Origin of the sequence: Nocardioides euryhalodurans (genome assembly GCF_004564375.1) — a bacterium.
Taxonomy (GTDB): Bacteria; Actinomycetota; Actinomycetes; order Propionibacteriales; family Nocardioidaceae; genus Nocardioides; species Nocardioides euryhalodurans.
Genome location: NZ_CP038267.1, coordinates 729,529 through 753,935 on the forward strand (window position 1 = coordinate 729,529; position 24,407 = coordinate 753,935).

At 72.8% G+C, this 24,407-nt stretch carries 21 protein-coding genes; 5 read left to right on the top strand and 16 right to left on the bottom strand.

Annotated elements, in window-relative coordinates; genetic code table 11:
* Positions 1-6: 6 nt before the first annotated feature.
* From EXE57_RS03485 to EXE57_RS03525, 9 genes are all read right to left on the bottom strand, one after another.
* Positions 7-1,050, bottom strand: a complete 1,044-nt coding sequence (locus EXE57_RS03485; protein ID WP_135074036.1) for an NAD-dependent epimerase/dehydratase family protein — start codon at positions 1,048-1,050, stop codon at positions 7-9.
* Entirely contained in the window at positions 1,047-1,835 is a 789-nt protein-coding gene (locus tag EXE57_RS03490; RefSeq protein WP_135074038.1) for an S-methyl-5'-thioadenosine phosphorylase, read from the bottom strand. The genes EXE57_RS03485 and EXE57_RS03490 overlap by 4 nt, the downstream gene beginning before the upstream one ends.
* Positions 1,832-3,112 (bottom strand): MFS transporter, encoded by a 1,281-nt coding sequence (locus tag EXE57_RS03495; protein WP_135074040.1) that lies wholly within the window; start codon positions 3,110-3,112, stop codon positions 1,832-1,834. The genes EXE57_RS03490 and EXE57_RS03495 overlap by 4 nt, the downstream gene beginning before the upstream one ends.
* A complete protein-coding gene (locus tag EXE57_RS03500; RefSeq protein ID WP_135074042.1) occupies positions 3,109-3,303 on the bottom strand; it encodes a DUF3046 domain-containing protein in 195 nt (64 codons plus the stop codon). The genes EXE57_RS03495 and EXE57_RS03500 overlap by 4 nt, the downstream gene beginning before the upstream one ends.
* The gene (locus EXE57_RS03505; RefSeq protein WP_135074044.1) at positions 3,300-3,878 is read right to left on the bottom strand and encodes a hypothetical protein; all 579 of its coding nucleotides are present in this window, start codon (positions 3,876-3,878) and stop codon (positions 3,300-3,302) included. The genes EXE57_RS03500 and EXE57_RS03505 overlap by 4 nt, the downstream gene beginning before the upstream one ends.
* A gap of 100 nt (positions 3,879-3,978) precedes the next feature.
* A complete protein-coding gene (locus tag EXE57_RS03510; RefSeq protein ID WP_135074046.1) occupies positions 3,979-4,509 on the bottom strand; it encodes a DinB family protein in 531 nt (176 codons plus the stop codon).
* Positions 4,510-4,531: 22 nt separating this feature from the next.
* Positions 4,532-5,317, bottom strand: coding sequence for an ABC transporter permease (locus EXE57_RS03515; protein ID WP_135074048.1), 786 nt, complete (start codon positions 5,315-5,317; stop codon positions 4,532-4,534).
* Positions 5,317-6,108 (bottom strand): ABC transporter permease, encoded by a 792-nt coding sequence (locus tag EXE57_RS03520; RefSeq protein WP_135074050.1) that lies wholly within the window; start codon positions 6,106-6,108, stop codon positions 5,317-5,319. Before EXE57_RS03520 ends, EXE57_RS03515 begins: the two co-directional genes overlap by 1 nt.
* Positions 6,108-7,034, bottom strand: a complete 927-nt coding sequence (locus EXE57_RS03525) for an ABC transporter ATP-binding protein (protein WP_425271700.1) — start codon at positions 7,032-7,034, stop codon at positions 6,108-6,110. Before EXE57_RS03525 ends, EXE57_RS03520 begins: the two co-directional genes overlap by 1 nt.
* Before the next feature lie 69 nt (positions 7,035-7,103).
* Here EXE57_RS03525 and EXE57_RS03530 point away from each other — a divergent pair, with 69 nt between their 5' ends.
* Positions 7,104-7,436: a TfoX/Sxy family protein gene (locus tag EXE57_RS03530; protein ID WP_135074053.1), complete on the top strand. Its 333-nt coding sequence runs from the start codon at positions 7,104-7,106 to the stop codon at positions 7,434-7,436.
* A gap of 1 nt (position 7,437) precedes the next feature.
* Here EXE57_RS03530 and EXE57_RS03535 read toward each other — a convergent pair whose 3' ends face one another.
* Complete coding sequence (locus EXE57_RS03535) at positions 7,438-8,154, bottom strand: class I SAM-dependent methyltransferase (RefSeq protein WP_244246974.1); 717 nt, start codon at positions 8,152-8,154, stop codon at positions 7,438-7,440.
* Positions 8,155-8,419: 265 nt separating this feature from the next.
* Between EXE57_RS03535 and EXE57_RS03540 the strand changes: the two genes are divergently transcribed.
* Positions 8,420-8,974: a DUF805 domain-containing protein gene (locus tag EXE57_RS03540; RefSeq protein WP_135074055.1), complete on the top strand. Its 555-nt coding sequence runs from the start codon at positions 8,420-8,422 to the stop codon at positions 8,972-8,974.
* 7 nt (positions 8,975-8,981) lie between these two features.
* On the opposite strand, the gene EXE57_RS03545 is transcribed toward EXE57_RS03540, so the two are convergent.
* Both EXE57_RS03545 and EXE57_RS03550 read right to left on the bottom strand, forming a co-directional pair.
* Positions 8,982-9,734 carry a phosphotransferase gene (locus tag EXE57_RS03545; RefSeq protein ID WP_135074057.1) on the bottom strand — a complete coding sequence of 251 codons (753 nt, stop codon included), beginning with the start codon at positions 9,732-9,734 and terminating at the stop codon, positions 8,982-8,984.
* A 35-nt stretch (positions 9,735-9,769) separates the two neighbouring features.
* Positions 9,770-10,897, bottom strand: a complete 1,128-nt coding sequence (locus tag EXE57_RS03550) for a GNAT family N-acetyltransferase (protein ID WP_167305805.1) — start codon at positions 10,895-10,897, stop codon at positions 9,770-9,772.
* A gap of 86 nt (positions 10,898-10,983) precedes the next feature.
* Between EXE57_RS03550 and EXE57_RS03555 the strand changes: the two genes are divergently transcribed.
* Both EXE57_RS03555 and EXE57_RS03560 read left to right on the top strand, forming a co-directional pair.
* Positions 10,984-15,474 (top strand): ATP-dependent helicase, encoded by a 4,491-nt coding sequence (locus tag EXE57_RS03555; protein WP_135074061.1) that lies wholly within the window; start codon positions 10,984-10,986, stop codon positions 15,472-15,474.
* Complete coding sequence (locus tag EXE57_RS03560; protein WP_135074063.1) at positions 15,467-16,258, top strand: Fpg/Nei family DNA glycosylase; 792 nt, start codon at positions 15,467-15,469, stop codon at positions 16,256-16,258. The genes EXE57_RS03555 and EXE57_RS03560 overlap by 8 nt, the downstream gene beginning before the upstream one ends.
* 11 nt (positions 16,259-16,269) lie before the next feature.
* On the opposite strand, the gene EXE57_RS03565 is transcribed toward EXE57_RS03560, so the two are convergent.
* Positions 16,270-16,557, bottom strand: a complete 288-nt coding sequence (locus EXE57_RS03565) for a helix-turn-helix domain-containing protein (RefSeq protein WP_135074065.1) — start codon at positions 16,555-16,557, stop codon at positions 16,270-16,272.
* 43 nt (positions 16,558-16,600) lie between these two features.
* Entirely contained in the window at positions 16,601-17,083 is a 483-nt protein-coding gene (locus EXE57_RS03570; RefSeq protein WP_135074067.1) for a CinA family protein, read from the bottom strand.
* 29 nt (positions 17,084-17,112) lie between these two features.
* Here EXE57_RS03570 and EXE57_RS03575 point away from each other — a divergent pair, with 29 nt between their 5' ends.
* Positions 17,113-18,882 carry a glycoside hydrolase family 15 protein gene (locus EXE57_RS03575; RefSeq protein WP_135074069.1) on the top strand — a complete coding sequence of 590 codons (1,770 nt, stop codon included), beginning with the start codon at positions 17,113-17,115 and terminating at the stop codon, positions 18,880-18,882.
* A 3-nt stretch (positions 18,883-18,885) separates the two neighbouring features.
* Here the strand turns inward: EXE57_RS03575 and EXE57_RS03580 are convergent, their stop codons facing one another.
* Both EXE57_RS03580 and EXE57_RS03585 read right to left on the bottom strand, forming a co-directional pair.
* On the bottom strand, positions 18,886-21,921 hold the full coding sequence (locus EXE57_RS03580; protein ID WP_135074071.1) for an ExeM/NucH family extracellular endonuclease: 3,036 nt from the start codon (positions 21,919-21,921) through the stop codon (positions 18,886-18,888).
* An 89-nt stretch (positions 21,922-22,010) separates the two neighbouring features.
* On the bottom strand, positions 22,011-24,314 hold the full coding sequence (locus EXE57_RS03585) for a bifunctional metallophosphatase/5'-nucleotidase (RefSeq protein ID WP_244246975.1): 2,304 nt from the start codon (positions 24,312-24,314) through the stop codon (positions 22,011-22,013).
* Positions 24,315-24,407: the final 93 nt, after the last annotated feature.

Here is a 24,407-nt window from a genome sequence, read left to right on the forward strand (position 1 = left end):
CCCGTCTCAGCTGCGCAGCGGCGCGGTCGCGAACTCCGGCAGCCCGGCGGACGGCGAGACCTGCGCGGTGAAGCCGAGCTCGCGCCGCGCCAGCTCCGGTGACGCGACCACGTGGCGTACGTCCCCGAGCCGGAAGCCACCGGTGACCTCGGGCGCAAGCGCGCTGCCGCTCCCCCGGGCGACCAGGCGAGCCACCTCGCCGATGGTGACCGGGGTCCCGGAGCAGACGTTGTAGGCGGCCAGCGAGCCCGTCGCCTCGCCGGCGACGGTGAGCACGGCCGCCAGGTTGGCGCGCGCCACGTCGGAGACGTGCACGAAGTCGCGGGCCTGGCCCCCGTCCTCGAAGACCTGCGGCGCCTCGCCGCGTTCGAGGGAGGACCGGAACATCGCCGCGACCCCTGAGTAGGGGGTGTCGCGGGGCATCCCCGGTCCGTAGACGTTGTGGTAGCGGAGCGCGACCACGGCGCCGTCGGCCTGCCGCGCCCACGCCGAGGCGTAGTGCTCCTGCGCGAGCTTGCTGGCGGCATAGGCGCTGCGCGGGTCGAGCGCCGCTGACTCCTCGACCAGCTGCCACCGCAGGACCGCGTCGCACAGGTCGCAGTGGTTCTCGAAGTCGCCGGCCTCGAGGCGGGCCACGCTGCGTGGCCGCACCGGCCGCGGACCGTGGTCGGGGCAGTCGTAGCGCCCCTCGCCGTAGACCACCATCGAGGACGCCAGCACCAGGCGGCGTACGCCGGCGCCGTGCATCGCGGCCAGGAGGGCTGCGGTCCCGTGGTCGTTGTGGGAGGCGTAGTGGGGCAGGTCCGCGACCCGGACCCCCGCCCCCACCAGGGCCGCCTGGTGGCACACCACGTCGACCCCCGCGAGCAGGTCGCTCCACGCCTCGGCGTCGCGCACGTCGAGCCGGTGGGTCCCGGCAGGTGCGTCGGCCGGCCCGTGGGCCTCGGGCAGCATCAGGTCGACGCCGACGACCTCGTCGCCGCGGGCCGTCAGCGCCTCCGTGAGCGCACTCCCGATGAACCCGGCCGACCCGGTGACGAGGACCCTCACGGGACCTCGTAGGTCAGCTCGATGCCGTCGGCCCAGGTGGCACAGGTGCAGCCATCGGGATCGGGAAGGGTCGCGATCGCGTCGGCGAGCATCCCCCGGAGCCGTTCGAGGTTGGCGGCGAAGAGTGCGAAGACCTCGTCCTGCGACACGCCGGAGCCGGACTCGAGGCCGGCGTCGAGGTCGGTGACGAGCGCGACCGCGGCGTAGCACTGCTGCATCTCCCGGGCCAGGACCGCCTCGGGGTGTCCGGTCATGTTGACCAGGCTCCAGCCCTGCGCGGCGTAGTGCTGGGACTCGGCACGGGTCGAGAAGCGCGGCCCCTCGACCACGACCATCGTCCCGCCGCGGGTCGCGTCCGGCGACGCCTGGAGCACGGCGTCGGAGACGCGCGGGCAGTAGGGATCGGCGAACGGGACGTGGCAGGCACCGGTCTCGACGAAGGTCGCCGCCCGGCCGTGGGTGCGGTCGACGAGCTGGTCGGGGACGACGACGGTCCCCGGCCCGAGGTCGGGGGTGAGCGAGCCGACCGCGCAGGGGGCGAGCACCTGACGTACGCCCAGGGACCGCAGCGCCCACGCGTTGGCGCGGTAGTTGATGCGGTGGGGCGGGAAGGCGTGGTGGGCGCCGTGCCGCGGCAGGAACGCCACCCGGCGGCCGGCCACGGTCCCGAGGGCGACCGGTCCGGAGGGGTCGCCGTACGGGGTGGGGACGTGACGCTCCTCGGCATCCTCGAGGAAGGAGTAGAAGCCGGATCCGCCGATGACGGCGATGTCTGCCTCGGTCATGCCTCCACCTTGTCAGGCGTGTCCTGGTCGCCGGTCGCCGCCGCGGTCACCACGCCGGCCAGGACGACGCCGCCGCAGAGCACCGCGGCGAAGCCGTTGAGTGCGGGATAGCCCCATCCGGCGACGATCAGCCCGGAGAGCGCGCCGCCTCCGGCCGCGGTCAGCCACATCACCATGTCGGCGACGCCCTGCACGTCCGTGCGCGACGCCAGGGGGGCCAGGTCGGCGACCGTCGCCGAGGCGGCCACGGTGGCCGCGGACCAGCCGAGGCCGAGCAGGAACAGGCCGCCGAAGATCTGCCAGGACGAGCCCTCCGGCGAGACGCCGGCCAGCAGCAGCGCGAGCAGCTGGATGCCGGCGCCGGTCAGGAGCATCGCGGGCCGGCCCCAGCGGTCGGCCAGCCACCCCATCACCGGCGAGAACGCGAACATGCCGAGCACGTGGCCCGAGATCACGAAGCCGATCACCCTCAGCTCGGCCCCGCCGTGCTCCATGTGGAGCGGCGTCATGATCATCACCGACACCATGACGGCGTGGGCGCTCGCCAGCCCGAGGACCGCCGCGGCGAGGGGCGGACTGGCGCGGAGGGCGGCCACCGCCCGTCCCCACGAGGTCCCCGGCGGCGGCGTCTCGTCCGCGCCCGCCGAGGCGCGCGCGAGGAGCAGCGGGTCGGGGCGCATGAAGACCGCGATCACCACGGCCGCGAGCAGCATGCCGATCGCGGCGATCGCGAACGGCCCGGTCAGCTCGGGGATCCCCCACCAGGCGGCCAGCGCACCGCTGGGCCCGCTCAGGTTGGGGCCGACGACGGCGCCGACGGTGGTGGCCCACACGACCAGCGACAGCGAGCGGGCCCGGCTGCCGGCCGGGGCGAGGTCGGTCGCGGCGTAGCGGGCGGCGGCGTTGGCCGCGGAGGTGAAGCCGAGAAGACCGGCGCCCACCAGCAGCAGCGCCATCGACCCGATCACGCCCGCCACCACCGCGAGGGCGGCCCCGGCGGCACCGAGCAGCAGCCCGATCACCTGCCCGACGCGTCGGCCCCGCCGCGACATCACGCGGGCGAGCCAGTACGCGGCCACCGCCGCGCCGAGCACCTGGGTGGTCTGCGCGAGCCCCGCCTGGCTCTCCGAGCCCGACACGTCGCGCGCCAGCAGCGAGGCCGTCGCGACCCCGATCGTGATGCCGATCGCTCCGATCGACTGGGCGACGACGAGGGTGACGACGGTCCGCCGGTGGACGGCCGCCACGTCGTGCGCGGTGCGTGCCTGGGTGGTCATCGCTGGGACGCGGGGAGCTCGAGCACCTGCCACACCTCCCGCCAGACCTCCTTGGGCGACCACCCGTCGTCGAGCGCCTCCGTGGGCGTCCGGCCGCCGAGGGCGCCGATGACGTGCTGGGTGGCCCAGGTCCGGGCGTACGCCGGGCCCAGCGCCGCCTCCATCCGGGCCCAGAACTCGGTGTGCCTCATCGTCCGGGGTCGGGCTGGGTGCTCATGCCTCCCATCCAACCAGCCGGGTCCGACGCACACCTGAGGAGGACCGGTCCCGGGCAGGCCGACTCCGACACGAGGTCGAGGACGGCCGGCTCGGCGATCCGCAACGTCCCGACGTCCTGGGTCCCCGGCCCACGCAGCTCGCCGGCGTGCACGACGAGCGTCCGCGCGGCCAGTGACTCCCCCACCGTCAGGATCCCGCCCCGGAGCGTGATGGTGGTGCGGCTGGCGTCGATGACCCCACCGGCGCTGGCTCCGTGGACCTCCGGTGCCCCGTGGGGCCAGTCCGGGACGCAGACCCGGTCGGTGGTCGACGGGACCCTGCCCTCGTCCCAGTTGGTGGGGTTCTCCCACCGCAGGTCGGGCTCGCCGGCCGCGTCCTGGTCACCGCCCCAGCGGAAGGTGATGGTCGGCCGGTCGCAGGCGCTCCAGGCGTCGGACCACGGACCGACCACGAGCACCCCGGCCAGGACCACCAGCGCAGCCAGGCCTGCCCACCGGGCCCGCGCCGGACCCGGGGCGGTGTGTCCCGGACGCGCGCGAGGCGCCATCGCCAAACCCCCCGTATGGCTCTGATGGCGTCACCGTATGGTCCGTCCGGGCCATCTCGCCATGACCCGAACGGACGATGGCGGCACAGGGTCGCGAGTGCTACGGGAGCTCGACCCAGGAGACGTCGTGGGCGTGGTGCACGAGGTCGTGCAGGTGGTAGCGGGCGAAGGTGTCGACGGTGAACGCCGCCCCGTCGCCGCGCAGCCCGGTCCGCTCCCACTGGCTCGCGCCGACCTGTTCGTACGCCGTGGCGACCGCGTCGGCCGCGGCGACCACCTCGGCCGCGACCGCCGCAGGGTCCTGGCTGCCGTAGTCACCGGCCAGCGCGGCTGCGTCCTGGTCCCAGTTCTCGAACGCCGGGGCGTCGTGGTCGAGCATCAGCCGCAGTCGCTGCTCGAAGAGCCGGTTGACGTCGCGGACGTGGCAGGCGTACTCGAGCGGCGACCACACGTTGCTCGAGGGCCTGACCGCGGCGTCCTCGGTGTGGAGCACGACCTCCCACAGGGTCGCGTTGTCGCGGATCGCCTGCGGGACGTCGGCCCGGTCCAGCGCCGGGGCGTCGAAGCCGCACTCGGGGCACCTGCGCTCCAGGACCCAGGTCCAGTCCTTGGTGTCGGGCTCGATCGTCATGGCTGACATCCAACCAGCCCGGTCACGTCAGCAGCAGGGAGTCGAGCCGGCGGCGCACGACGGCGAGGCCGACCAGCCCCATCACGACGAGGTAGACGACCGAGACGCCGCTCGCCCACGTGATCGAGCCGGTCGTCAGCTCCCGGCACAGCACCACACCCCGGTAGAGCGGGGTCACCTCCACCACCCACTGCAGCCAGGTCGGGAACACCGTCAGCGGGAAGAACGTGGCCGAGAAGAGGAACATCGGCAGCTGGGCGAGGGTGATCTTGTCGAAGTCCTGCCAGCTCTTCATCCAGGTCGTCAGCGCCATGCAGACCGCGCTGAAGGCGAAGCCGATCAGCAGCGCCGCGGGCAGCGCCAGCAGCGCCCACCAGGAGCCGATCAGCCCCATCGCCCACATCACCAGCAGGAAGGCCGCGGAGTAGCTCGCGCCACGCAGCTGGCCCCAGGTGATCTCGCCGCGGGCGATGTCGGCGGTGGTGAGCGGGGTGGCGAGCATCTGGTCGTAGAGCTTGTCGTACTTCAGCTTGAAGAAGACGTTGAAGGTGGAGTCCATGAGCGCGCCGTTGAACGCCGAGACCGCGAGCATGCCGGGCGCGACGAAGGCGGCGTAGGAGATCGGCTCGCCGTTGAACTCGAAGCCCTCGACGAGCTGGCCGACGCCGATGCCGATGGAGAAGAGGTAGAAGACCGGCTCGAGGAAGCCGGTGAGGAAGAGCTTCCACTCGGTGCGGTAGGTGATGTAGTTGCGCAGCACCAGCACCTGGAGGGCCTGGAACGGGCCGAGGGGCGTGACCGTGCTCATCAGCTCACCAGCCGCTTCGTCAGGCCGGTCACCGACCAGGACCACCCGACCACCAGCAGGGCGACCAGCACCGCCGTGTTGACCAGGGCGAGCGGCCAGTCGACGTTGTCGACGCAGAACATCCGCGAGAGGTTGACGCCGTGCCACAGCGGCGTCAGCCGCGCCGCCCAGGCACCGGCCTCGCCCAGGTTGGCGATCGGGAAGAACGCTCCCGAGAAGAGGAACAGCGGGAAGATGCCGAGCCGGAAGAGCACACCGAAGCCGGCCTCGCTGCGAAGCCTGGCGCTCCAGCCGTAGACGAGCGAGGCGAAGGCCATGCCGCAGAGCACCTGCGAGAGGAAGGCCAGCAGCGGCCCCCACCAGGTCTCGAAGACGCCGAAGGGCGCGAGCGCCAGCATGAAGACCGCGCAGGTCGTCGCGAGGCGGAACAGCACGAAGAGCAGGTGGGCCGCGACGATGTCGCGGATCCGCAGTGGCGTCGCGACCATCGAGTCGTAGATCTTCTGCCACTTGATCATGCCCATGACGGGGTACGTGGTCTCGCTCACGGCGGTCTGCATGGCGTGGGCGGCGACCAGGCCCGGGACGACGAACGCGAGGTAGCTCGTCGCGCCCTCGAGCTGGTCGGGATCGCCCGCGATGAACCCGCCGAGCAGCACCCCCATCGCGAGGACGTAGAAGATCGGGCTCACGAAGCTGGAGACCACGCTGGCCTTCCAGGTGCGCTTGTAGACGGTCCACCAGTAGTCGTACTGGCGGCCGACCGCCTCGCCGAGGGTCAGGGTCGCCATCAGTCGACCAGGGTCCGGCCGGTGAGGCGGAGGAAGACGTCCTCGAGCGTGGAGCGGCGCACCAGCACCGCGGCGGGCTGCAGCCCCCGCTCGTGGACCTTGGCGATGACCTCCTCGCCGTCGTGGCTGTAGACGAGCAACCGGTCGGGCAGCACCTCGACCCGGTCGCCGAGGTCCTCGACCTTGGCGGCGAGCGCCTCGTGCTCGCCGACGCCGAACCGCAGCTCGGCGACCTCGCGGGTGGAGTGGGCGTCGATCAGCTCCCGCGGGCTGCCCTCCGCGACGATCAGGCCCTTGTCCATCACGACCAGCCTGTCGCAGAGCTGCTCGGCCTCGTCCATGTAGTGGGTCGTGATGACGAGGGTGACCCCGGCCTGCTTGAGGCGGAAGAGCTGGTCCCAGAGGACGTGACGGGCCTGTGGGTCGAGGCCGGTGGTGGGCTCGTCGAGCAGCAGCAGGTCGGGCTGGTTGATCAGGCTGCGGGCGATGGTCAGCCGCCGCTTCATGCCACCGGAGAGGTCCTCGACCTTCGACTTGGCCTTCTCCGTCAGCGACACGAAGGTCAGCAGCTCGTCGGTGCGCTCGCGCACGGTCGCCTTGTCGATGCCGAAGTAGCGGCCGTAGATGTAGAGGTTGTCGTAGACGTTGAGCTCGTTGTCGAGCGTGTCCTCCTGGGGGCAGACGCCGAGCCGGCCGCGGATCGCGGGGCCGTCGGTGGCGGGGTCCATGCCGAGGATCCGCAGCTCTCCCCCACCGACCGGGCTCACCGCGGCGATCATCCGCATGGTGGAGGACTTGCCCGCGCCGTTGGGGCCGAGGAAGCCGAACGCCTCACCCCGGCGTACGTCGACGTCGATGCCCTTGACCGCCTCGAACTCCCCGAACGACTTGCGCAGTCCGACGGCCGAGATCATCGTTTCGCTCACGATGGGCGATCCTACGAACTGCCACCGACAGACTCCTACTGGATATCCGGAGGTGGCACGATCGTCTGCGTGAGCTACGACCTCGCCCTCGCGGACCGGGTGCGTGACGTGCTGGCCGACGAGCCCGGCGTCACGGAGAAGCAGATGTTCGGCGGCCTGGCGTTCTTCGTCGGCGGCCACATGGCCGTCGCCGCGAGCGGCCAGGGCGGCCTGCTGCTCCGCGCCGAACCGGCCCGGGCGGAGGAGCTGCTCGACGGTGACGTGGTGACCCGCTTCGCGATGGGTGGGCGGTCGATGGCGGGCTGGCTGCACGTCACCGCGCCGGCCCTCGAGACGGACAACCGGCTGCGCGACTGGGTACGGGTCGGCCTCGACGTCGCGCGCTCGCTGCCGCCGAAGTGAGTCAGGGCCTGCGCCAGACCGAGACGTGGCGCTCGCTGTCGGCGGTGAACGGCGAGCGGTCCCAGTCGGCGTACCGGGCCTCGAGCTCCAGGCCGGCGAGCCTGGCCATCAGGTCGCACTCCTCGGGCCAGACGTAGCGGTAGTGGTGGGCGCCGTAGCGGGTGGTGCCGTCGTCGGCGGGCCAGTAGTGGTGGGAGGTGCCCTGCTGGCCGACCAGGTCGAAGGTGTCGAAGCCGAGGTGGCCCTCGCTGACGTCGAACGGCACCGCGACCTGTCCGGGCGGCAGCCGCCGCAGCGGCGGGACCCCGACCTCGACCACGAACCGGCCCCTGGGCGCCAGGTGGCGTGCGGCGTTGGCGAAGCACGCCACCTGCTCGTCCTGGGTGCGGAGGTTGCCGATGGTGTTGTAGACGAGGTAGACGAGCGAGAACTCGCCGGCGACCCGGGTGGTCGCCATGTCGCCCAGGGTCACCGGCAGCACCTGCTCTTCCGCCTTGCGCCGGAGCCGGGCCACCATCGGCGCCGACAGCTCGATGCCGGCGACGGGCACACCGCGGGCGAGCAGCGGACACGCGACCCGGCCGGTCCCGACGGCGAGCTCGAGCGCGCGGCCCTCGCCTGCCAGCTCGGCCAGGAGGTCCACCGTGGGGTCGAGGACCTCCGGCGTGAACATCGGGTCCGCGGGGTCGTCGTAGCGTGGGCGGTCTCCTCGTCCCACAGGTCACTGCTGGTCATGCGGGCGAGCCTCGTGGGTCCGTGGGTGGCTGTCGAGCGGTTTTCGGTGGGGCTCAGGGTGCCCGAGTGCGATAGTCCGCCGCCCGATGCGTCTCGATTGCCCGGGAAGTGGCGCATGCGGCGGCGGACTATCCACTCAGGGCAGCAACCCGTCATTCCCCCGAACTCCCGGACCGCGCGCCCCTCCCGTTGCTACGGTTCCCGCCGCTGCGGCCACGGGGGCCTGGCCAGTCTTCTCGAGGAGTCCGATGTCGTTCCCAGACGCAGTGCAGAGCTCGTTGAGGCAGTACGTCATCTGGCGCGGCCGCGCCAGCCGCTCGGAGTACTGGTGGTTCTACCTCTTCACGATCCTCGTCAGCATCGTGACCGGGATCCTCGAATCGGCCCTGGGGACGGACTCGCTCAGCAACCTGGCCTCCCTGGCGCTCCTCCTGCCGTCGCTGGCCGTCACGGTGCGACGGCTCCACGACTCCGGCAGGTCCGCGTGGTGGCTGCTGGCCACCGTCGTCCCGATCGTGCTGGCGATCCTCCTGATGTTCGCCGGCCTGATCGCCGTGCTCGGCCGCAGTGAGGCGTGGGTGGCCCTGTTCGGCCTGGACATCGTGCTCGGCCTCGGTGCCCTCGTCACGACCGTCGTGCTGATGTGCCTGCCCAGCACCCCCGGCCCCAACCGCTACGGACCCTCGCCGCACGACCCGCAGCCCGGGCCGTACGACACGCCTCAGGGCCACCCGCCCGCTCCCGGACACGGCTACGACTACGGCTACCCGCCGCCCTACCAGGACCCGAACCGCCCCGCCTGACGCGAGGTCACTCCAGCAGCTGCCGGTGCCCCCGCGTCCAGCGCACCCGACCCCGCAGCTCGTCGAGGTAGCCCGCGCGCACCCAGGCCGCCCAGGGTTCCAGCCCGCGCTCGGCGAGCGCGGCGATCCGGTCGACCGTGACCTCCTGCCGGCCGGCCACCCGGTCGACGAGCCCCGCGGTGCCACCGAGGCCGTACGCCTCGGAGAACGCGCGGGCCCGCTCGGCGCGGTCGGGGGGCGAGACGAACCCGTGCGACTCCATCGCCTCCTCGTCGGGCCGGAAGGGAGCGAAGGTCTCGAGGGCGTACGCCACGTCGTCCATCGCGGGCGCGGGTGAGGCGTAGTCCCAGTCGATGAGGGCGACGGCGACGCCCTCCCGCCAGACGAAGTTCCAGGGCCCGGGGTCGCCGTGGGTGACGACCGTGGCGCCGGGCACGGGCGGGAACGCCCAGTCGGCACCCTCGGGCGGGACGAACCCCTCGGTGGCGTCGTGGATGCGGCGCAGCAGTGCGGCGGCCGACCGCAGCCCGTCGAGGTCCACGTGGTGGCGCCAGGCCTCGGGGCCCGCGTCGCCGGGCACCCAGGTCAGCGCCTCCACCCCGTCGCGGATGCCGACCGGTTCGGGGACGCAGTCCAGGCCCTCGGCGCACAGGTGGGCGAGCAGGGCGTGGACGGTGGCCGTCCAGGGTCGCGCGGGCCTCAGCACGAGGTCGTCGACGATGGTCACGTCGCCGCCGACGAGCTCCCAGGTCCCGGTCATGGTGGATTGTCACCCCCAGGACGGCGGAACTGCGGTCACCCCTCCGGAGCGTCGCGCAGCCTGTCGTAGAGAGCGCTGTCCTCGTACCCGCCGCCGGCGAGCGGTCCGGAGCCCCGCTCGGTCCCGACGTGGGTGAAGCCGGCGCGCTCGGCCAGCGCCCGGGACGGCAGGTTGCGGGGCGAGGTGAGCAGGTAGAGCCGCCGGGCGCCGAAGCCGCCGTCCCCGCGACGACGCAGCGCCCAGTCGGTCGCCGTCCGCAAGGCCGTGGTCATCGCACCGCGTCCCCGCCCGGCCGGCAGCGACCAGTAGCCGACCTGCGCGGTGAGGTCGTCGCCGTCCTCCTCGAACTCGAAGAGCGCCACGTTGCCGAGGGGTGCGTCGCTCTCGGCATCGGCGACGCACCACGCCATGCGCGCGTTGGTGGCGGCAGCCTGGTGGACCCGGAGCAGGTAGCCGGGCACCTCGCCGGGCTCCCGGGGCAACGGGGAGTCGGGGATCCACTGCCGCACGGTCGGGTCGTTCGCCGCCTCGACCAGGCCCGGCCCATCGGTCTCGCACCACGCCCGCAGCCGCACCCCGTCCGCCTCGAGCACCGGGGGCACCAGCCACGGCTCGACCGGCTCACGTGCGTCGGCGGCACCGATCCAGCCCGTCCAGGCGTCGCGGCGCTCACCGCGGTGCGGCAGCAGCTGCGGGACGGTGGGGCCGAAGGAGAACCCGAGCCCCCACACGGTCCGGCGCGAGGCCCAGTTGCCCGTGAACGCCCGCCACTGCACGACGGCGAGACCGTGACGCTCGAAACCCCAGTCCAGCAGCAGCATGAGCGCGCGCCGCATCAGCCCGTCGCCGCGGGCGTCCGGGTGGAGCCCGAAGCCGAGCTCGCCCTCTCCCCCGCCCTTCATCCGCAGGTCCACCGAACCGGCGAAGCAGCCGTCGTGCTCGATCGCGAAGCAGTACGTCGAGTCGCCCTCCCAGCCGGCCGGGACCACGGTCCCGATCCAGTCACGGGCGTCCTGCTCGTCGTACGGCGTGGGCACGGTCGTCCACGCGATCGACTCGGGATCGCGGCACTGCTCGACGATCCGGGGCAGGTCGGGCACGGCGTGGGCTCGCAGCGTCACGGTGCCGTCGGTCAGGGTGGGGACGTCGTCGGGGAATCGCACCGGCACAGTCTGTCGGCCCCCCCGAGCCGCCCTGCCACCGGGTTTGTGCCGGGGCACGTGTCACCCGGCGGTGCAAGGATGTCCCGGTGGACCCGCTCGAGCGCTTCAGCGCACCGACCCGCGAGTGGTTCGGGGCAGCCTTCGCGCAGCCCACCGCCGCCCAGGCCGGTGCGTGGGAGGCGATCAGCGGTGGACGCCACGCCCTCGTCGTCGCTCCGACCGGGTCGGGCAAGACGCTGAGTGCCTTCCTCTGGTCGCTCGACCGCCTGCTCACCAGCGACCCGCCCGAGAAGCGGCGACGCTGCCGGGTCCTCTACGTCTCACCCCTCAAGGCGCTCGCCGTGGACGTGGAGCGCAACCTGCGGGCGCCACTCACGGGGATCCGCCACACCGCCGAGCGGCTCGGCACCTCCCTGCCCGAGGTGACGGTCGGGCTCCGCAGCGGGGACACCAGCGCGGCCGACAGGCGGCGCCTCACGACCACCCCGCCCGACATCCTCATCACCACGCCCGAGTCGCTCTTCCTGATGCTCACCAGCCAGGCGCGTGAGTCGCTGCGCGGCGTGGAGACCGTGATCGTGGACGAGGTCCACGCGGTGGCCGGGACCAAGCGCGGCGCCCACCTCGCCCTCAGCCTCGAGCGGCTCGACGCGCTGCTCGACCGGCCGGCGCAGCGGATCGGGCTCAGCGCGACGGTGCGTCCCCACGAGGAGGTGGCCCGCTTCCTCGGCGGCCAGGCTCCCGTCGAGATCGTGTCGCCGCCCAGCGAGAAGGCGTGGGACCTGCGGGTGGTCGTCCCGGTCGAGGACATGACCGCACCCGAGGACTACGACGAGACCGACGGCGACCCGGGCCGGAGCCAGTCGATCTGGCCCCACGTCGAGGAGCACGTCGCCGACCTGATCGAGCAGCACCGCTCGACCATCGTCTTCGCCAACAGCCGGCGGCTCGCCGAGCGGCTCACCGCCCGGCTCAACGAGATCGCCGCCGACCGGGCCGGCGTCGACACCGGCGACGACGGCGCCCCGCCGGCCGAGGTCATGGCGCAGTCGGGCCGCTCCGACGGCGCGCCCACGGTGCTCGCGATGGCCCACCACGGCTCGGTCTCCAAGGAGCAGCGCGCCCTCATCGAGGACGACCTCAAGCGCGGACGGCTGCCGGCCGTGGTCGCCACCAGCAGCCTCGAGCTCGGCATCGACATGGGCGCCGTCGACCTCGTCGTCCAGATCGAGTCGCCCCCGAGCGTGGCCAGCGCCCTGCAGCGGGTCGGCCGCGCCGGCCACCAGGTGGGCGAGACCAGCCGCGGGGTGCTCTTCCCCAAGCACCGCGGAGACCTCGCGCAGACCGCGGTCGCCGTCGACCGGATGCGCGAGGGTGCCATCGAGAGCCTGCGGATCCCGGCCAACCCGCTCGACGTCCTCGCCCAGCAGGTCGTGGCCGCCGTGGCGATCGACGCCTGGGACGTCGACGAGCTCCACGCGCTCGTCCGCCGCAGCGCACCGTTCGCACAGCTCCCCCGGAGCGCCTTCGACGCCACGCTCGACCTGCTGAGCGGGCGCTACCCCTCCGACGAGTTCGCCGAGCTCCGACCCCGGATCGTCTGGGACCGCGTGACGGGTCGGCTCACCGGCCGCCCCGGCGCCCAGCGACTGGCCGTCACCAGCGGCGGCACCATCCCCGACCGCGGCCTCTTCGGCGTCTACCTCGTGGGTGAGGGCACCGGCCGCCGGGTGGGCGAGCTCGACGAGGAGATGGTCTACGAGTCGCGCGTCGGCGACGTGTTCGCGCTCGGCGCGACCAGCTGGCGGATCGAGGACATCACCCACGACCGCGTCATCGTCACCCCCGCGCCCGGCATCCCGGGCCGGCTGCCGTTCTGGAAGGGGGACGCGCTCGGCCGGCCCGCCGAGCTCGGCCAGGCCGTGGGCGCCTTCACCCGGGAGCTCGCCGCGATGCCGCCGGCCGAGGCCGAGCGCACCGCCCGCGCCTCCGGCCTCGACGCGTACGCCGCCAGCAACCTCGTCACCTACCTCACCGAGCAGGTCGAGGCGACCCGCACCCTCCCCAGCGACCAGACCGTCCTCGTGGAGCGGTTCCGCGACGAGCTGGGCGACTGGCGGCTGGTGGTCCACTCCCCCTACGGCACGCCCGTCCACGCGCCCTGGGCGCTGGCGATCAACGCCCGGCTCCGTGAGCGCTACGGCATCGACGGCCAGGCGGTCGCCTCCGACGACGGCATCGTGGTGCGGATCCCGGACACGGACGCCGAGGCACCCACCGGCGAGATCGTGGCCTTCGAGCCCGACGAGATCGAGGAGATCGTCACGACCGAGGTCGGTGGGAGCGCGCTCTTCGCGAGCCGCTTCCGCGAGTGCGCCGCGCGGGCGCTGCTCCTCCCCCGCCGCGACCCCGGACGCCGCTCCCCACTGTGGCAGCAGCGGCAGCGGTCGGCCCAGCTGCTCGAGGTCGCTGCCCGCTACCCCTCGTTCCCGATCGTGCTCGAGGCGGTCCGCGAGTGCCTCCAGGACGTCTACGACCTGCCGGGGCTGGTCGGCCTGATGCGCCGGGTCGACCGGCGCGAGGTCGCGGTCGTCGACGTGGCCACGACGCAGCCGTCGCCGTACGCCCGGAGCCTGCTGTTCGGCTACGTCGCCCAGTTCGTCTACGAGGGCGACTCACCGCTGGCGGAGCGTCGCGCCGCCGCGCTCAGCCTCGACCAGGGCCTGCTCGCCGAGCTGCTCGGCCGCGCCGAGCTGCGCGAGCTGCTCGACCCGGAGGTGCTGGCCGAGGTCGAGGCGGAGCTGCAGCGCGTGGCCCCCGACCGCCGAGCCAGGGACGCCGAGGGCGGCGTCGACCTGGTGAGGACCATCGGCCCTCTCTCCACCGAGGAGGTCCGCGAGCGCGCCGTGGACGGTGCCGACGTCAGCGGCTGGCTGGCCAGCCTCGCCGACACCCGGCGGATCGTCGAGGTGCGCGTCGCCGGCGTGGAGCGCTGGGCGGTCGTCGAGGACGTCGGCAGGCTGCGCGACGGGCTCGGCGTCCCGGTCCCGCCGGGCACCCCCGAGGTCTTCGCCGACCCGGTCGAGGACCCGCTCGCCGACCTGGTCTCGCGCTTCGCACGCACCCACGGGCCGTTCACCACCGAGCAGGTCGCCGCCCGGCTCGGCCTGGGCGTGGCCGTCGTCCGCCACACGCTCGAGCGGCTGGCCGCCCAGGGCCGCGTCCTCGACGGCGAGTTCCGACCTGCCGGCTCCGGCACGGAGTGGTGCGACGCCGAGGTGCTGCGCCGGCTGCGGCGCCGGTCGCTGGCCCGGCTCCGCCAGGAGATCGAGCCGGTCGAGCCGCAGGCCCTGGCCCGGTTCCTCGGGTCGTGGCAGCACGTGGTCCCGTCAGGTTCGACCCAGCGCGGCGGTGGTCCCCGCGGCGTCGACGGCGTGCTGACCGTGATCAGCCAGCTCGCCGGCTGCCCGGTCCCCGCGAGCGCCCTGGAGCCGCTGGTGCTCGGCTCGCGGGTGGCCGACTACGAGCCGTCGTACCTCGACGAGCTCACCAGCACCGGCGAGGTCCTGTGGGCCGGCCACGGTGCGCTCCCCGGAACCGACGGCTGGGTCTCACTCCACCTCGCCGACCAGGCGCCGCTGACGCTGCCCGACCACACGCCGTTCGAGCACTCCGAGCTCCACCAGGCGGTGCTCGACGCGCTGGCGCCCGGCGGGGCGTGGTTCTTCCGCCAGCTCGGGCAGGCGGTCGGCCACCCCACCGACGCCGCCCTCGCCGGCGCGCTCTGGGACCTCGTCTGGGCGGGACGGGTGGGCAACGACACCCTCGCCCCGCTCCGTTCGCTTGTCAGCACCGGCCGCGGCAGCCACAAGTCGCGCCGGCCCGGCCCCCGCGTGCTCCGCAGCGGACCACCCCACACCGCCGGGCGCTGGGCGCTGCTCCCCGATCTCGACACCGACCCGACGCGTCGAGCCCACGCGGCCGCCGAGCGGCTCCTCGACCGCCACGGCGTCGTCACCCGCGGCGCGGTGCAGAGCGAGGGCACCCCGGGGGGCTTCGCAGCCGTCTACAAGGTGCTCTCCGCCTTCGAGGACTCCGGGCGCTGCCGGCGCGGCTACTTCGTCGAGGGTCTCGGGGCCGCACAGTTCGGCACCGCCGGGTCGGTCGACCGGCTCCGCACGTACGCCGACACCCGACCCGACGACAAGCCGGTCGCGACCGCGCTGGCCGCCACCGACCCCGCCAACCCGTTCGGCGCCGCGTTGCCGTGGCCGGAGGGCGAGGGACACCGGCCAGGGCGCAAGGCGGGCGCGATGGTGGTCCTGGTCGACGGCGACCTCACCCTCTACGTCGAGCGCGGCGGCCGCACCCTCCTCACCTGGACCGACGACACCGACCTGCTCACGCCGGCGACCGAGGCGCTCGCCACCGCCGCCCGGCGTGGACAGCTCGGCCGGCTGACGGTCGAGAAGGCCGACGGCGCCCAGCTGCTCGGCTCCGGCCAGACGCCGCTGCGCGAGGCTCTGGCGGCGGCCGGCTTCGTCGCGACGCCCCGGGGGTTGAGGCTCCGTGCCTGAGGGCGACACCGTCTTCCGCGCGGCGCGGTTGCTCGACCGGACGCTCGCCGGCCACGAGCTGCGCAGCAGTGACTTCCGGGTGCCGCAGCTCGCCACCACCGACCTCACCGGCGGCCGGGTGCTCGGCACCTGGTCGCGCGGCAAGCACCTGCTGACGCGCATCGACGCCTCCCGGCCGTGGACGCTCCACACGCACCTCAAGATGGAGGGGTCGTGGCAGAGCTACTTCCCCGGCCAGCGGTGGCGGCGGCCGCCCCACACGGCGCGCGTGGTGCTGACGACCGCCGACCGGATCGCCGTCGGCTTCTCGCTCGGCATCGTCGAGCTCCTCCCACGCGAGCACGAGCACGAGGTGGTCGGCCACCTCGGCCCCGACCTGCTCGGCCCTGACTGGGACGAGGCCGAGGCCGTACGCCGGCTGCAGACCGACCCCGACCGCCCGCTGTCCGAGGCGCTGCTCGACCAGACCATGCTCGCCGGCATCGGCAACATGTACATGGCCGAGCTGTGCTTCGTGGCCGGGCTCCACCCCACGACGCCGGTGGGCGAGGTGGCCGACCTGACGCGCCTGGTCCGCCGCGCGCAGCAGATGCTGGACCTCAACAAGGACCGGTCCCAGCAGACCACCACCGGCGACCTGAGGCAGGGACGTCGGATGTGGGTCTACCGGCGCGACCAGCAGCCCTGCCTGCGGTGCGGCACCACCGTGGAGGTCGCGATGCGGGGCGAGCCCGGGCAGGAGCGGGCGTCGTACTGGTGCCCCTCGTGCCAGCCGCGTCGCTGAGCCGGACCGGGTCAGGCCGCGGAGGCGACGACCTCGGGTCCGCTCGTCGTGGTGAGCGTGGCGGTCTCCTCGAGCGCGACCAGCGACGAGACGTCGTGGAGGATCTCGGAGAGCGGCACGTCGAGCGCCGCGCACAGCGAGGCCAGCAGCTCGGAGGAGGCTTCCTTCTGGCCGCGCTCGATCTCGGAGATGTAGCCCAGCGAGACCCGGGCCTCGGCGGAGACCTCGCGCAGCGTCATGCCCCGCTGCATCCGCTTGGCGCGCAGCACGTCGCCGAGCAGTCGCCGGAACAGCACCATGAGCGTCTCCCTTCCTGACCCGTCGGACCTGTGGGGCCCAACGCTACCCGAGGGCAGGTTCTTCCCCGTGCAGTCTTGCGCGAAGAGCCGACACGGCTTCGCGGCAGGTCCGCTCCTGGATCGCCGCGCGGTCCCCGACCAGCTCCAGCGCGGTGACCGTGCTCCCGTCCGGGCCGGCGAGGCCGACGTACACCGTCCCGACCGGCTTGCCCTCCTGCTCGTCGGGCCCGGCCACCCCGGTCGTGGCCACTGCCCAGGTCGACCCGAGGCCGGCGCGCACGCCCTCGGCCATGGCACGGGCGCAGGCCGCGGAGACGACGCCGTGCTGCGCCACCAGCTCCTCCGGGACACCGAGCAGCCCCTGCTTGACCTCCGTGGCGTAGGCGACGATCCCGCCGAGGTAGACGCGCGAGGCACCCGGCACCCCTGTCACCAGCGCCGCCAGCCGACCCCCGGTGAGCGACTCGGCCGTGGCGAGCGTGTCTCCTCGCCCGGCCAGGGTGTCGAGCAGCAGTGGCAGGTCCATGTCACCGACCGTAGGTCATGATGGAGCGCATGCCGTTGCCGATCGAGGACTACGCGCTGGTCGGCGACCGGCACACCGCCGCCCTGGTGGGCAAGGACGGGTCGATCGACTGGCTGTGCCTGCCGCGCTTCGACTCCCCCGCGTGCTTCGCCGCGCTGCTCGGCGACGAGACCAACGGACGCTGGCTGCTGGGGCCGCGGGACGAGGCGCGGGTGACGCGCCGCTACGTCGGTCGCACGAGCCTGCTCGAGACGACGTTCACGACCGACACCGGCAGCGTGACGCTGCTCGACGTGATGCCGACCGGCGACGGCCGCGCCGACGTCGTACGCCGGGTCACGGGCGTCTCCGGCACCGTCAGGATGCGTCACGAGTGGATCGTCCGGTGCGACTACGGGAAGGTCCGGCCCTGGGTGACCCGCCGCCGGCTCGCCGGCGTGGAGGTCATCGTGGCCGTCGCCGGCCCCGACCAGCTGATGCTGCGCGGGCCGCGGCTCCCGCACGCGGTCGACGGGCGCCACCAGGACGAGTTCGACGTCTCCGAGGGGGAGCAGCTCACCTTTGCGACGACGTGGCACGAGTCGTGGCGAGGGCTGCCCGAGCCGATCGGCTGGGACGAGCGGATCGAGGCCACCCGGGTCGAGCAGGAGGAGTGGGCCTCGCTCTGCAGCGACGACCTCCCGTACGCCGACCACGTGATCCGCAGCCTGGTCACGCTCCGGATGATGACGCTGGTCGAGACCGGCGGGATCGTCGCGGCGCCCACGACCAGCCTGCCCGAGGACTTCGGCGGCGAGCGCAACTGGGACTACCGCTACTGCTGGCTCCGCGACGCCGCCCTCACCCTGGAGTCGCTGCTTGCGGCGGGGTTCACCGAGGAGGCCCGCGAGTGGCGCGGCTGGCTGCTGCGGGCGGTGGCGGGTGACCCCGGCGACCTCCAGATCATGTACGCGGTCGACGGCAGCCGTGACCTCGCCGAGCGCACCCTCGACCACCTGCCGGGCTATGCGGACAGCCGTCCGGTCCGGATCGGCAACGGCGCGGCCGGGCAGCGGCAGGCCGACGTCCTCGGCGAGGTGATGGTCGCCCTCGACGAGGCCCGGGCGGCCGGCATCCACGAGGACCGCCACACCTGGTCGCTGCAGCGCGCGCTGGTCGAGGAGCTCGCCGAGCACTGGCAGGAGCCCGACCACGGCCTCTGGGAGATCCGCGGGCCGCAGCGCCACTTCACCCACTCCCGCGTGATGGTGTGGGTCGCCTTCGACCGCGCGGTGCGCGCGGTCGAGGTGCACGGTCACGAGGGGCCGGTGGAGCGCTGGCGGGAGCTGCGCGACCAGGTGCGCGAGGAGGTGCTCGAGAAGGGCTTCGACCCGGCGCGCGGCACCTTCACCCAGCACTACGACACGACCGAGGTCGACGCCAGCCTGCTGATGATCCCGTTGGTGGGGTTCCTCCCGGGCGACGACGAACGGGTGCTGGGGACGATCCGCGCGATCGAGGAGGACCTGGTCCGCGACGGGTTCCTGCTCCGCTACCGGACCGAGACCGGGGTCGACGGGCTCGCCGGCGACGAGCACCCGTTCCTGGCGTGCTCCTTCTGGATGGTCTCGGCGTACGCCGCCGCCGGGCGGACCGACGACGCCCACGCCCTGATGACCCGGTTGTGCGAGCTGCCCAACGACGTCGGCCTCCTCGCGGAGGAGTACGACGTCGCCGGGCAGCGGATGGCGGGGAACTTCCCGCAGGCGTTCAGCCACCTCGCGCTGGTGCAGGCGGCTCTGCGCCTGCACCAGCTCTGAGGCTCAGTCGCTGCCGCGGTTCTTGCCCTCGCGGACCTCGAAGGTGAAGGTCTCGGTGCTCGGGGCGTGCGTCTGGCTCCCGAGGTACTCGACGGTCACCACCACCTCACCCGGCGTGTCGAAGGTCCCGAGCTCGAACAGCGCCTTGCCCCGCTGCAACGTCTCGGTGCGGACCTCGTCCTCGAAGGAGACCTGGACCACTCCCGAGACGACCTGGCGGCGGTCGTCGTCGTCCTCGACCTCGACCACGAGCCGCGGGCGGGTCTTGCCGACCTCGACCTTGCCCGGCCTCAGGTCGATGTCCATCTGCACCGTCTCGCGCGGGTCGCCGAGGTCGAGCCCGATGACCACCGGGTCGTGGTCGCTGGACCGGAAGGCGTTCGGCTCGAAGAGCGGCAGGGCAGTCGACTTGCGCTCGAAGTCCGGCTCGCCCGCCGTGTCGTGCACGGTGTCGTTGTAGTCGAACAGCGGGTTCTCGTCGGCGTTGATCTTCCAGCCGCCGGCGCCGGTGACCTGCTCGTCGAGGGTGGCGGTGGCCAGCCCGTGGTCGAGCGTGCCGAGCTGTCCGTCGAACAGGTAGCCGTAGGCGTCGTCGCCCTCGAACCGCTGCAGGAGGTCGGTGTAGCCGGCCTCGCGCAAGGTGCTGATCGGCCGCTCCATGGCGTAGGAGTTCAGGTCGCCGATGATGAGGGTGTCCGGGTCACCGCTGCCGGTGGGGTCGCTCGCGAGGTGGTCGACCAGTGCCTGCGCCGCCGCGGTGCGGGTGCCGTCGCAGTTGCCCGACCCGTCCAGCGGCGAGTCGTCGCCCGCCCCGCAACCCGAGCCCTTGCTCTTGAGGTGGTTGACCGCGATCGTGAGGCGCTCGTCGGTCTCGACCTCCTCGAAGGTCTGGATCAGGGCCGGCCGGTTGCTCTCGTCGTCGAAGCGCGGGTCGTCGGCACTGGTCAGCAGGTCGAAGTCGCCGACCGGCTGCACGGCAGCAGGCTGGTAGATGAAGGCCTGCTTGATCGCGTCCGTCCCGATGAAACCGGTGGCGACGTAGGCGTAGGTGCCGGCTCCCTCCCGCTCGTTCAGGGCCGCGACCAGGTCGGCCACGGAGGCGTCGTCGCCGTCGTTCTGGATCTCGATCAGACCCACCACCTCGGCGTCGATCCGGGCGAGCGCGTCCACGATCTTGGCGCGCTGGTTGTCCAGCTCGGCCTGGGAGTCCGCGCCGCGGCACTCCTGGTCGGCCGCGGGGCCGCAGGTGTCGGCGCCGTCGTCGATGCTCGTGAAGTAGTTGAGCACGTTGAACGACGCGACCTGGATCCGTCCGCCGACCTCGTCGGGGCCGGCCGGCCGTGGGTTGGCGCTCTCGAACGTGTAGTCAGCGCCGGCGACCGGACGCACCTTCCACGCACCGAAGGCGTACTCGAAGACGCCGGTGAGCTCCGTGATGGTGTCGCCACCCCGGAAGAAGTTGCCGGTGCTCAGGCCCGGGGTCGGGTAGTAGTACGGCTCGTTGTTCTCGGGGCCGGAGGTCGCCGCGTTCTGGCTGTTGCTGTCGTCGTCCAGGATGATCTGTCGGGTCGCCACGTCGGCGAGGTGGGCGGCGTACCCGGCCTCGCTGGGCTCGTTCAGCTGCGTGAACTGGTAGGGCCGCTCCTCGGCCGTCAGCACGATCTCGCCGAACCGGGCCTGGTTGAAGTACTCGCTCACGGCCAGCGTGGTCGAGATCGTCGTCCGCATGCCCTCGACGTCCTCGAACGTCGTGGGGTCCTCGGTCGAGGCGTCCGCCGGGAGCTCCACGACCGCCGCGGTCGGCAGGGGCGCACCGGACTCGAGGAGCTCGAAGCTCCCGTCGCCGAAGGCTGCTGCGACCTGGGTGGTGGTGTTGAACTCCGCGACCTCGCCGGAGACCCGGTAACGGTCACCCGCCGCGAGGTCATCCGGGCAGGCGTTCCGGCAGAAGACGTAGATGCCCTCGGAGGTAGCCGGGTCGGTGTCGGCGTCGGCGTCCTCCTCCTGGAGGAAGAAGCCGTCGGTGACGTCGTTGGCGGTGATCACCGAGGTCACGACCGCCTCGACGTTCACACGCTCGCCGACGAGCGTCGAGGCGTCACCGTCCCCCTGGATGGTGCTGATCGGGGTGACCGCGTCCTGGTCGCTGACCACGACGGTGACGCTGCAGGTGGCGGTCTGAGCCGGGTCGTCGTCGGTGGTGAGCTCGATGTCCACCTCGTAGGTGCCGTCCGGCGTGGTGTCGGCGACGTTCAGCGTGGCGGTCGCCGGCTCGCCGTCGGCGGCGGAGGCGGTGAATCCGTCCAGGGAGATGCCCTGGACCGCGTCGGAGGTGATCTCGGCCGTGACGATCCGGCTGTCGGCGTCGACGGCGGAGACCTCGCGGGACCCGCTCGCGTCGGTGTCGACGGCGAGGGGGCCGTCACCGCAGTCGGCGACCGGCTGGGCCGGCCCACCGCCACCGGTGAACGTCTGACCCGTGTTCGCTGTCCCGGGGCTGTCGTCAGCGGGCCCGGTCCACGTGAAGTCGCCGTACGTCGCCCCGGTGCCGGTCAGCTGCAGGGACTGGCCGAGCGGCTCCGAGCCCGCCTCGCTGAGCCCGATGTCGGTGCTGGTCTGGCCGGCCGCGGGTCCGTTGGTCGCGGTCAGGGTGCCTTCGTAGGAGAGGAGCTGCACGACGCTGCCCGCCGCATCTACCAGCGCCACGGCGTCCGGAGAGCCGTTCTGGATCCCGTTGGCGGCGTAGGTCAGCGCCTGGACCTGGCCGGTGCCGCTGAGGGCGTCGGTGTCGTACGTCGCGCCGTTGCTGCCGTTGTAGAGCACGACGCTCCAGCCGGTCAGATCGGCGCCGGCGGGGTTCGCGATCTCGATGAACTCGCCGGCGTCGGTGCCGTCGTTGTCGTAGTGGATCTCGTTGACGAACACGGCTGAGCCTGCGCCGGGTACGGCGGCGGCGGGCGTGGCGATGAGGGCGGCCGAGAGGCCGCCGGCCACGAGGGAGAGGCCGCCGATCAGGGCGGCGGGACGGGAGGTTCGCATGCGTGGTGCCTCCGGACGGAGTGGGGCGGGTTGGGGGTGACGGTGCGGTCGTGAGGGGCCTGCCTGGACAGGCCCCTCACGGCTGCTTGCTACTTCCTGAAGACGCGGAAGCTGATCTGCTGGCCGACCTCGCGGGTCGCGTCGTCACCGAGGTAACGAGCACGCACCGTCTTCCGGCCGAGGCTGCGGATCGGGGCGAAGCGGGCCACGGCACGACCCCGGTCGTCGAGCTTCGTGACGACCGTCTGGCCGGCGCCGCGCAGCAGGACTCGTCCGGCCGCCGGCTCACCGTCGGCGCGGACCCGCACGATGATGCGGGGCCGGGTCCTGTCGCGCACGACGCGGTCCGGCCGGACGCCCAGCGTCATCGTCGCCGACGACTTCGACTGGGTCCGCGTCGCCAGCGGCAGGGTCAGGCGGGTGCCGGTCCGGCGCCCGACGAAGGTGATCTGGCTCGGGTTGCCGGCGTAGCGAGGCAGGACCACCTCGACCGAGGCCGTGCCGGACTCGTCGAAGGCCTGGTTGTCGGCCACCGTGTTGTCGACCGGGGTCGAGCCGATCCGCTTGCCGGCGAACAGGATCCGCAGCGCCCGGTCCTGGACGTCCCCGGGCCCGGTCATCGCGAGCGAGGACAGGTCGACGGAGACCGTGTCACCGGTGCCGTAGGACGACGGAGCGTCCTCGGGCCAGTCGACGCCCACCGCACGCTGCGCGAAGTCGGGCCGCAGCGGCGAGGAGGAGGCGAACTCCTCCATGTAGTCCACCATCGCCTCGAGGTCGACCTGACCGCTGTCGCGCTTGTTGGTCGCCTGCGTGAACGCAGCGAAGTTGTCACCACCGCTGGCGATGAAGGAGTTCGCGGTGACCGAGTACGTCTCGTCGGCCGCCACCTCCTGGCCGTCCAGCATGATCCGGTCGATGCGCTCGCCCTGGGCAGCCGCCGGGTCGTAGGTGTACTCGAACCCGTCGGACACGCCGAGCTTGAGGAACGGCCGCGACTGGCCCGGCTGCCACTGCTGCTCGAGCAGGGTCTTGAGCTGGGCACCGGTCATGTCCATCGTGATCAGCGTGTTGGCGAACGGCTGCACCACGGCGGCCTGCTTGTAGGTGAGCTCGGTCGGGTAGTCGAAGACCGGCTCCTCGGCCTCGGGGTCCACCGGGTTCCCGACCATGTCGGCCCGGAGACCGCCCGGGTTCATGAACGCGATCTGGGTGTCGGTCGCCCAGCGCTGGACCTCGGCCACCTCGTTGCCCAGCGTCGACTCCCCGCCCCGGTTCTCGGCGACGGCGTCCGGGTCCTCCGTGGTGGGCGCAGGACGCTCGGCCCGCTTGAAGGCCCCACCGATCTCGCCGAGCTCGACGGCGCCGAGCTCGTCGCCCTCGATCCGGGCAGTCTCGACGATGGCCGCGACCTCCGCGTCCGGCTCGTAGACCGCGGTGTTGAGGTTGATCAGGCTCTGGGTGACCCCGGAGACCTCACCGGTCACGTCGTCGACCACGAAGTCGAGCTTGTTCAGGTTGGCGCCGTACTGACCTGCGGAGACCACCGGCCGGGTGCCGGCAGTGGGCTTGGGCAGGGCGCAGTTGTAGGCCAGGTGGGTGTGGCCCGAGATGATCGCGTCGACGTCGTCGTCGACGCCGTTCACGATCGCTCCGAACGCCGTGTCGGGGTCGGCCATGGTGGTGCAGTCGGTCGCGGGAGCGCCCTCGTGCACCAGCATCACCACCAGGTCGGCGCCCTCCTCCGCCACCAGCCGGTCGGCCTCGGCGTTGGTCGCGTCGACGATGTCGGTCACGGTCAGGCCCTCGATGCCGTCGGGCGACACGAGGCTCGGAAGGTCCTCGGTGACCGCGCCGACGAAGCCGACGGTCACGCCTGCGACGTCCTGGGTGTAGGACGGCGGGATCAGGTCGGCGCCAGCGGGCTCGTCGATGTTGGCGGCGACGTACTGCCACTCGGCTCCGCCACGGGGGTTGGCCTCGGACTCGGGGGCCATCACCCGGTTGACGAGGTCGTCGTAGCCCTTGTCCAGCTCGTGGTTGCCCACCGCGGAGACATCGAGCTGCATCTCGTTGAGGACGTCGATGGTCGGCTTGTCGTCCTGGATGAAGGACTCGAAGGTCGTCGCCCCGATCAGGTCGCCGGCAGCGGCGAAGAGGGTGTTGGGGTTCTCGGACCTGAGCTGCTCGACGGCCCCTGCGTACTCGGCAGCGCCGGGGATGTCACGGTCCGGCAGCAGCCGGCCGTGGAAGTCGTTGGTTCCCAGGATGGTGACGGTGACCGGTGCGGCCTGGGCCGGCGCGGCGGTGAGGACGGCGAGTGGCGCTGCGGTCAGCGCGAGGACGCTGGCGGAGATCAGACCCCGGCGTCGGCGTGATGGAGTTGAGAACACGGTGCGGTAAGGCCCCTTCTGGGTCAGTGATCCAGGCGACAGATGCGGGGAAGCGCGGTCACCCTAACCCGGGGTCTGGCCGGTCCTGCGTCA

Coding starts and splice junctions, on each gene's coding strand:
- EXE57_RS03540 (WP_135074055.1), top strand. CDS start 8,420: ATGTCGTTCCCAGACGCAGTGCAGAGCTCGTTGAGGCAGTACGTCATC.
- EXE57_RS03520 (WP_135074050.1), bottom strand. CDS start 6,108: ATGGCGACCCTGACCCTCGGCGAGGCGGTCGGCCGCCAGTACGACTAC.
- EXE57_RS03510 (WP_135074046.1), bottom strand. CDS start 4,509: ATGACGATCGAGCCCGACACCAAGGACTGGACCTGGGTCCTGGAGCGC.
- EXE57_RS03570 (WP_135074067.1), bottom strand. CDS start 17,083: ATGGACCTGCCACTGCTGCTCGACACCCTGGCCGGGCGAGGAGACACG.
- EXE57_RS03565 (WP_135074065.1), bottom strand. CDS start 16,557: ATGGTGCTGTTCCGGCGACTGCTCGGCGACGTGCTGCGCGCCAAGCGG.
- EXE57_RS03505 (WP_135074044.1), bottom strand. CDS start 3,878: ATGGCGCCTCGCGCGCGTCCGGGACACACCGCCCCGGGTCCGGCGCGG.
- EXE57_RS03575 (WP_135074069.1), top strand. CDS start 17,113: ATGCCGTTGCCGATCGAGGACTACGCGCTGGTCGGCGACCGGCACACC.
- EXE57_RS03490 (WP_135074038.1), bottom strand. CDS start 1,835: ATGACCGAGGCAGACATCGCCGTCATCGGCGGATCCGGCTTCTACTCC.
- EXE57_RS03580 (WP_135074071.1), bottom strand. CDS start 21,921: ATGCGAACCTCCCGTCCCGCCGCCCTGATCGGCGGCCTCTCCCTCGTG.
- EXE57_RS03500 (WP_135074042.1), bottom strand. CDS start 3,303: ATGAGGCACACCGAGTTCTGGGCCCGGATGGAGGCGGCGCTGGGCCCG.
- EXE57_RS03495 (WP_135074040.1), bottom strand. CDS start 3,112: ATGACCACCCAGGCACGCACCGCGCACGACGTGGCGGCCGTCCACCGG.
- EXE57_RS03545 (WP_135074057.1), bottom strand. CDS start 9,734: ATGACCGGGACCTGGGAGCTCGTCGGCGGCGACGTGACCATCGTCGAC.
- EXE57_RS03515 (WP_135074048.1), bottom strand. CDS start 5,317: ATGAGCACGGTCACGCCCCTCGGCCCGTTCCAGGCCCTCCAGGTGCTG.